Source organism: Pseudarthrobacter sp. PvP090 (assembly GCF_040547365.1).
GTDB lineage: Bacteria > Actinomycetota > Actinomycetes > Actinomycetales > Micrococcaceae > Arthrobacter.
On the sequence record NZ_JBEPPO010000009.1, the window covers coordinates 198105 to 206412 of the forward strand.

The 8308-nt window shown below is 68.9% G+C and carries 7 protein-coding genes; all 7 read left to right on the forward strand.

The window, feature by feature from the left end; translation table 11 throughout:
* Positions 1-200 precede the first annotated feature (200 nt).
* Entirely contained in the window at positions 201-1055 is an 855-nt protein-coding gene (locus ABIC21_RS12670) for an ABC transporter ATP-binding protein (RefSeq protein WP_354350745.1), read from the forward strand.
* Between the two features lie 132 nt (positions 1056-1187).
* Positions 1188-2234 carry an aliphatic sulfonate ABC transporter substrate-binding protein gene (locus tag ABIC21_RS12675; protein ID WP_354350746.1) on the forward strand — a complete coding sequence of 349 codons (1047 nt, stop codon included), beginning with the start codon at positions 1188-1190 and terminating at the stop codon, positions 2232-2234.
* Positions 2234-3145, forward strand: a complete 912-nt coding sequence (locus ABIC21_RS12680) for an ABC transporter permease (RefSeq protein ID WP_354350747.1) — start codon at positions 2234-2236, stop codon at positions 3143-3145. The genes ABIC21_RS12675 and ABIC21_RS12680 overlap by 1 nt, the downstream gene beginning before the upstream one ends.
* Positions 3136-5115, forward strand: a complete 1980-nt coding sequence (acs, locus tag ABIC21_RS12685; RefSeq protein WP_354350748.1) for an acetate--CoA ligase — start codon at positions 3136-3138, stop codon at positions 5113-5115. The genes ABIC21_RS12680 and acs overlap by 10 nt, the downstream gene beginning before the upstream one ends.
* 9 nt (positions 5116-5124) lie before the next feature.
* A complete protein-coding gene (gene sfnG / locus ABIC21_RS12690; RefSeq protein ID WP_354350749.1) occupies positions 5125-6324 on the forward strand; it encodes a dimethylsulfone monooxygenase SfnG in 1200 nt (399 codons plus the stop codon).
* Positions 6324-7664 (forward strand): O-acetylhomoserine aminocarboxypropyltransferase/cysteine synthase family protein, encoded by a 1341-nt coding sequence (locus ABIC21_RS12695; RefSeq protein ID WP_354350750.1) that lies wholly within the window; start codon positions 6324-6326, stop codon positions 7662-7664. Before sfnG ends, ABIC21_RS12695 begins: the two co-directional genes overlap by 1 nt.
* Entirely contained in the window at positions 7661-8158 is a 498-nt protein-coding gene (locus tag ABIC21_RS12700; protein ID WP_354350751.1) for a CoA-binding protein, read from the forward strand. Before ABIC21_RS12695 ends, ABIC21_RS12700 begins: the two co-directional genes overlap by 4 nt.
* The last annotated feature ends 150 nt before the right edge of the window (positions 8159-8308 follow it).

An 8308-nucleotide genomic window follows, 5' to 3' on the forward strand; every position in this document is an offset into this window, starting at 1 on the left:
GATTCCGTTTTAGTTAGAAGCGACCATCCCGAGCGGCCGAGAGACCTGGATCGATGAAGCCGCAGCAACCCTGGTCGCCGTTGTCCGTCCCTGGACGCCGGCGATAGCAAGGTATGGAGCCAAGGGAACTGCCGGATTGACCACCCGGTGCAAAGGCTCATTCCGTAGGGTGCTACTGCCAGGACCGATGGAGTGCCCCTATGACTGCTGTCCTGTCCTCCTCCGCGCCTGAGACGTCCCTGGACGCCCGTGCCGGAGCCGCCACCCGGACCCCGGCCCTGCCGGTTGCCTTCCGTTCGCTGCGCCGGACCTTCGGCACCGGTGCAGAGGCCCACACCGTCCTGCGCGACGTTGACTTCGAGATCCGCGCCGGCGAGGTCCTGGCTATCCTCGGCACCTCCGGCTGCGGCAAATCCACGCTGCTCCGGGCCACCGCCGGACTCGACTCCCCCACCGCCGGCAGCGTCAATATCGACGGCACACCCGTCCAGGGCATTGACTCCCGCTGCGCCTTCGCCTTCCAGGAACCGCGACTCCTGCCGTGGCACACCCTGCAGGCCAATATCGCGATCGGCCTGCCCACCGGCATCAGCGCCCGGGACGGCAAGGCGAAGGTGGCCCGGCTGCTGGACCTCGTGGGGCTCACGGACTTCGCCAAGCACCGCCCCCGCGAAATTTCCGGCGGCATGGCCCAGCGAGCCTCACTGGCCCGGGCCCTCGCCCGCAACCCCGGCGTCCTGCTCCTCGATGAACCGTTCGGCGCGCTCGACGCGCTCACCCGGATCAAGATGCAGGACCTGCTGCTGGACATCCACCGCGCCGAGCCCACCACGGTGCTGCTGGTGACCCACGACGTCGACGAGGCCCTCCAGCTTGCCGACCGCATCATCGTCCTGGGCAAGGAATCCACGGCCGGTGAAGAACCCGCGGCGCCCGGCGCGACTATCGTCCGGACCGTGGCGGTGCCCGGCGAGCGGCCCCGGGACCGCGGTTCCGTGGACCTCGCCCGGCTGCGGGCCTCGCTCCTGGAGACGCTCGGCGTCGACGGCCACTAGCCGACGCGCCGCCCGGGTCCCCCGGGTTTCCCCGCCGCGCACGCCGCAGCCGCGGCTGCGCGCGCCCGCTCCACCCCTCGTCATGCCCGTTCGCCTTCCGCCTCATTTCCCGTCATCCCTCAGAGGAGCCCCATGTCATTCGCCCGCAAAGCCACCACCCGCCGGTCCGTCATCGGCGCCGTCGCCGCTTCCGCGGCCCTCGTCCTCACGGGCTGCGTCGCGGGAGAAGGATCCGGCGGGTCCCCCGCGGCGAACGCCGCCGTCGAGAGCGGCACGCTCAACATCGACTTCGCCACCTACAACCCGCTGAGCCTGGTCATCAAAAAGAAGGGGTGGCTTGAGGCCTCCCTCAAGGACCAGGGCGTCACCGTCAACTGGGTCCAGTCCGCCGGGTCCAACAAGGCCAACGAGGCGCTCCGCTCCGGCGCGATCGACGTCGGTTCCACCGCCGGATCCGCCGCGCTGCTGGCCCGCGCCAACGGCTCCCCGATCAAGACGATCGACATCTACTCCCAGCCGGAATGGGCCGCCCTGGTGGCGAAGGAGTCCTCGGGCATCACCACCGTGGCTGACCTCAAGGGCAAGTCCGTGGCCGCGACGAAGGGCACCGACCCCTACTTCTTCCTGCTGCAGTCGCTCTCCGAGGCCGGGATCTCCGCCAAGGACGTCACGGTGCAGAACCTGCAGCACGCGGACGGCCGTGCCGCCCTGGAAAACGGCTCGGTGGATGCCTGGTCCGGGCTGGACCCGATCATGGCCGGCGCGGAGCAGAAGGGCGCCACGCTCTTCTACCGGAACCTCTCGTTCAACACCTACGGCTTCCTCAACGCCACGGAATCCTTCCTGAAGACCAGGCCCCAGCAGGCGCAGGCCGTCGTCAACGCCTACGAGAAGGCACGCGCCTGGGCTGCAGCGAACCCGGACGAGACGGCCCAGATCCTCGCCGAGGTTGCCGGCCTGGACCTCGCCGTCGCGAAGACCGTGGTGCTGGAGCGCAGCAACCTGGACGTGGATCCGGCACCGGGCGAGGCCCAGCGCCAGGTCCTGGCGAAGATCGGCCCCACCTTCGTGGAGACCGGCGACGTCGCCAGCCAGCAGCAGATCGACGACGCCGTCGCCTCCCTTCTTGATGACTCGCTGGTGAAGAAGGCGGACGTGTCCGCCATCAAGGACTCCTGATGACACAGCTCAGGAATCCCGCCGTCACCGGCACCAATGTTGCGGACGGGCGTGCTGCAGCCGTCCCCGCAACTCCAGCAGACGCCGCCCGGCCGGGCCCCACCCTCACGGGTGCGGGCGGCTCCCCGGCGAACGGATGGTCCCCCGCCGGGATCCTGGCCAACGGCTGGGCGCGTCTGCTCCTTGGATTGATCATTCCCGCTGCGGTACTGGCCGCCTGGCAGCTGTCCACGGCTGCCGGGGTGTTCAGTGTTGTCCAGCTCCCGCCGCCGGCCATGGTGCTGGAGGCCGGACTCGACCTCCTGCAGCGCGGGCAGCTCGGCCAGCACATCGCGATCTCCACCCAGCGTGTGCTGATTGGCTTCGCCGCCGGCGCGGCTCTGGGACTGGTGTTCGGGTCATTGGTGGGCCTGTCCCGGTTCGCGGACGCCCTGCTCGCGCCGACCATCGGCGCCCTCCGCGCCGTCCCGTCGCTCGCGTGGGTACCGCTGCTGATCTTGTGGATGAGGATCGGCGAGGACTCCAAGATCACGCTGATCCTGATCGGCGCCTTCTTCCCGGTGTTCACCACCGTCTCCCTGGCACTGCGCCACGTGGACCGGAACCTGGTGGAAGCGGCACGCGCGTTCGGGCTCAAAGGCCTCAAGCTGCTGACGACGGTGCAGCTTCCCGCCGTGGTGCCGGCCGTTTTCTCCGGCCTCCGCCTGGCGCTGGCCCAGGCCTGGCTGTTCCTCGTGGCCGCCGAACTGATCGCCTCCTCGATGGGGCTCGGCTTCCTGCTCACTGATTCGCAGAACAACGGCCGCACGGACCGGCTCCTGCTGGCAATCGTGCTCCTCGCCGTCATTGGAAAAATCACCGACGCCCTGCTGGGCCTTGCAGAGAAATGGGCGGTCAAACGATGGGCCTAACCACCGAAACGGCCCCGGCCAGCCACCCCGCCACGGAGGAAGAGCGCCTCTCCTTCTGGGAGGACGCTGCCCGCCGGCTCGACTGGGAGGACGTTCCCGGTCAGGACAAGCCATGGCACACCACCCACCGCCGGGTCCGGGCCGACGTCGACGCCGGCACCGGTCCGGACATCACCTGGTTCGAAGGCGGCAGGCTCAACGTCGCGTACAACTGCGTCGACCGCCATGTAGCGGCGGGGCGCGGAGACAAGGTGGCCCTGCACTTCGAGGGCGAGCCCGGCGACCGCCGCACCATCACGTACGCCGGCCTCCAGCGCGAGGTGTCCAAGGCCGCCAACGCCCTCCTGGACCTGGGCATCACCAAGGGCGACCGGGTGGTCATCTACCTCCCGGTCATCCCCGAAACCGTGATCATCACCCTGGCCGTGGCCCGCATCGGCGCCATCCACTCGCTCGTTTTCGGCGGTTTCTCCGCCGAAGCGCTCAGGTTCCGGGTGGAGGACACGGGTGCCAAGCTGCTGGTCACCACCGACGGGCAGTTCCGCCGCGGCGCCGCCGTGCCGGTCAAGGACAACGCGGACGCGGCCGTCGCCGGGGACAACGCCATCGAGCACGTCCTGGTCGTCAACCGCACCACCGCACCCGAACTCCTGGACACCGTCCCCATGACCGCGGGCCGCGACGTGTGGTGGCACGACGCCGTCGGGCAGGCCTCCGCGGACCACGCACCGGAGGCGTTCGACGCCGAAACGCCGCTGTTCATCATGTACACCTCCGGCACCACCGGCAAGCCCAAGGGCCTGGTCCACACCTCCGGCGGCTACCTCACGCAGGCGTCCTGGAGCTTCGAACACCTCTTCAGCAACCCGGACCCGGCCCTCCGCGACGGCGATGTCCACTGGTGCACGGCCGACCTCGCCTGGGTCACGGCCCACACCTACGAGCTGTACGGCCCGCTCTCCAACGGCGCCACCCAGGTGATCTTTGAAGGCACCCCCAACACCCCGCATCCGGGCCGGCACTTCGAAATCATCGAACGCTACGGCGTCACGCAGTACTACACCGCTCCCACCCTGATCCGCTCGCTGATGGGCTGGTTCCCGGACGGCGTTCCGGCCAGCTACGACCTCTCCTCCATCCGCCTGCTCGGCACGGTCGGCGAAGCCGTCAACCCCGAGGCGTGGCGCTGGTTCCGGAAGAACGTCGGGTCCGGCACCGCCCCGGTGGTGGACACCTGGTGGCAGTCCGAAACCGGCGCCACCATCCTCTCCCCCGCGCCGACCGACACGGATTTCAAGCCCGGATGCGCCGCCCGGCCGCTGCCCGGGGTCAGTACCCGGATCGTGGACGACGCCGGCAACACGGTTCCGCCGGGCGTCCAGGGGTTCATCGTGGTGGACGCCCCGGGCCCCGCCATCGCCCGCACCGTCTGGGGGAACCCTCGGCGCTACTTCGACTCGTACTGGCGCCAGTACGCCGACCAGGGCTGGTTCCTCGCCGGTGACGGCGCCAAGTACGACGACGACGGCGACATCTGGATCCTCGGGCGGGTGGATGACACCCTCAACGTCTCCGGACACCTGCTCTCCACGATCGAGATCGAATCGGCCCTCGTCTCCCACCCGGACGTCGTGGAGGCCGGCGTCTGCCCCGTCGCGGACCCGAAGACCGGGCACGCCGTCGTCGCGTTCGTGGTCCTGAAGGATTCGGCGGCTACCGAGGACATCGCGTCCGAATTGAAGGCGCACGTCGCGAAGGAAATCGGGCCGATCGCTAAACCGCGCGACGTCGTCGTCGTTCCGGATGTCCCGAAGACCCGCAGCGGCAAGATCATGCGCCGGCTGCTGACCCAGCTGTTCGAAGGAACCACGCTGGGCGACACGACCTCACTGCAGAACGAACCGTCGATCGCCGGCATCCTGACCGTCCTGCGTGAACGCAATGACCACCCCGAAACACCCCAGAAGTAAGGAACACCCATGACTGACATCAGCAACGTCGCCCGTCTTTCCGATCCGCTCAAGTTCGCCTACTGGGTTCCGAATGTCTCCGGCGGCCTCGTGGTCTCCACCATCGAACAGCGCACCGGCTGGGACTTCGAGTACAACAAGAAGCTGGCCCGGATCGCAGAGAACTCCGGCTTCGAATACGCCCTGACCCAGACCCGCTACGCCGCCTCCTACGGCGCCGACAAGCAGCACGAGGCCACCTCGTTCAGCCTCGCGCTGCTGGCCGCCACCGAGCGGCTCAAGGTGATCTCCGCCGTCCACCCGGGCATGTGGCACCCCGGCGTGCTGGCGAAGTTCATCATCACCGCGGACCACATCTCCAACGGCCGCGCCGCCGTGAACATCGTCTCCGGCTGGCTCAAGGCGGAGTTCGAGAACTTCGGCCTCGAATGGCTCGAGCACGACGAGCGCTACGTCCGCACCGAGGAGTTCATCAAGGTCCTCCGCGGGCTGTGGACCGAGCAGGACTACAGCCAGTCCGGCAAGTACTACAACATCACCGACTTCACCCTGCAGCCGGCTCCGGTGGACGTGCCGGGCCGGGCGCACCCGGAGATCTTCTTCGGCGGCAACTCCACCGCCGCGCAGGCCACGGCAGGCCGGGTGGCGGACTGGTACTTCTCCAACGGCAAGGACCTGGAGGGTTTCAAGGAGAACATCGCCGGCGTCGTGGCCGCTTCCGGTTCCTCCCGCCGCGGGTCCGGGGGCGCCCTCCCGGCCCCGAGGTTTGGCCTGAACGGCTTCGTGATCTCCCGCGATTCCGAGAAGGAAGCCCGGGACACGCTCCGCGAGATCGTCGCGAAGGCGCACAAGCCCGCCGTCGAGGGTTTCCGCGCCGCGGTCCAGGAAGCCGGGGCGTCCACGAAGGACGGCAAGGGCATGTGGGCCGACTCCAGCTTCGAGGACCTGGTGCAGTACAACGACGGTTTCAAGACACAGCTGATCGGCACCCCGGAGCAGATCGCCGAGCGGATCGTGGAATACAAGAAGATCGGCGTGAACCTGTTCCTCACCGGCTACCTGCACTTCCAGGAGGAGGTCGCGGCGTTCGGCCAGGACATCCTGCCGATCGTCCGCGAACTCGAGGCCGACCTCGCCCGGAAAAACGGCGCCGAACTGGACCTGTCCGGCACCCCGGCCGGCACTACCAGTGGGCTGGTGAGTGCGTAATGGCCGACCGCAAGTTCGGGTTCCGCACCCGCGCCCTGCACGCCGGCGGAACGCCCGACGCCGAGCACGGCGCCCGGGCAGTGCCGATCTACCAGACGACGTCCTTCGTGTTCAAGGACACCCAGGACGCCGCCAACCTCTTCGCGCTGCAGAAGTACGGCAACATCTACTCCCGGATCGGCAACCCCACGGTCGCCGCGTTCGAGGAGCGCATAGCCTCCCTCGAGGGCGGCATCGGCGCGGTGGCCACGTCCTCCGGCATGGCCGCGGAGTTCATCACCTTCGCCGCGCTCACCCAGTCCGGCGACCACATCGTCGCAGCTTCACAGCTCTACGGCGGCACCGTGACCCAGTTGGACGTCACGCTGCGCCGCTTCGGGGTGGACACCACATTCGTCCCCGGCACCGACCCGGCGGACTATGCCGCCGCGGTCCGCGAGAACACCAAGGCGATCTTCGTCGAGGTGGTGGCCAACCCGTCGTCGGAAGTCCAGGACCTGGAGGGGCTGGCGAAGGTCGCGCGCGACGCCGGCATCCCGCTCGTCGTCGACGCCACCTTGAGCACCCCGTACCTCGTGCGGCCGATCGAACACGGGGCGGACATCGTGATCCACTCCGCCACCAAGTTCCTCGGCGGGCACGGCACCACCCTCGGCGGCGTCATTGTCGAGAGCGGCCGCTTCAACTGGGGCAACGGGAAGTTCCCCACCATGACCGAGCCGGTGGCGTCCTACGGCAACGTCTCCTGGTGGGGGAACTTCGGCGAGTACGGCTTCCTGACCAAGCTCCGCTGCGAGCAGCTGCGCGACATCGGACCCGCACTGTCGCCGCAGTCGGCCTTCCAGCTCCTGCAGGGGGTGGAGACCCTCCCGCAGCGCCTGGACGAGCACCTCAAGAACGCCCAGGCCGTTGCGGAGTGGCTCGAAGCGGACGAGCGTGTGGCCTACGTGAACTTCTCCGGCCTGCCCTCGCACCCGCACTTCGAGCGGGCGAAGAAGTACCTGCCGCTGGGACCGGGCTCGGTCTTCTCCTTCGGCGTGAAGGGCGGCCGGGCCGCTGGCCAGAAGTTCATCGAGTCCCTGCAGCTGGCCTCGCACCTGGCCAACGTCGGCGACTCACGGACCCTCGTGATCCACCCGGGCTCCACGACGCACCAGCAGCTCAGCCCGGAACAGCTCGAATCCGCCGGCGTCCCCGAGGACCTGGTCCGGATCTCCATCGGGCTGGAAGACATTGAGGACATCCTCTGGGACCTGGACCAGGCCCTGGACGCGGCGTCTGAGGTAGCGGCCTCGGATGCACTGTCGGCCGACACCTGCACGATCGGAGCACTGTCATGAGCAGCGAAGAATCACGGACCTGGGCCGGACCGTCCGCGCCGGAGCGGCTGAACCTGCTGCGGCAGGCGAAATCGATCGCGATTGTGGGTGCCTCGGACAAGCCGTCCCGGGCGAGCTACTTTGTGGCGACCTACCTGCAGTCCTCCACGCGCTACAAGGTGTACTTCGTGAACCCCGTGGTCAAGCAGATCCTGGGCGAGCCGACGTACGCCACGCTCGCGGACCTGCCGGAGAGCCCGGACATCGTGGACGTGTTCCGCAAGCACGATGACCTGCCGGGGGTCCTGGACGAGGCCATCGCCGCCGGCGCCAAGACACTCTGGCTGCAGCTCGGCTCCTGGCACGAGGACGTGGCGAAGGAAGCGGAAGCTGCCGGGCTCGACGTCGTGATGGACCGCTGCGTGAAGATTGAGCATGCCCGGTTCCACGGCGGCCTGCACCTGGCCGGTTTCGACACCGGGGTCATTTCCTCCAAACGGCAGGTCCTGGCCTAGCGTCTCCGGCGGGTCCGGACGCCGACCTCGCGGGAAAGGTGGGGGGGGGGGGGGGGGGGGGGGGGGGGGGGCCGCCGGGGGGGGGGGGGGGGGTGGGGGGGGGGGGGGGGGTTTTGGGGGGGGGGGGGGGGGGGGCGGCCCGCCCGCGGG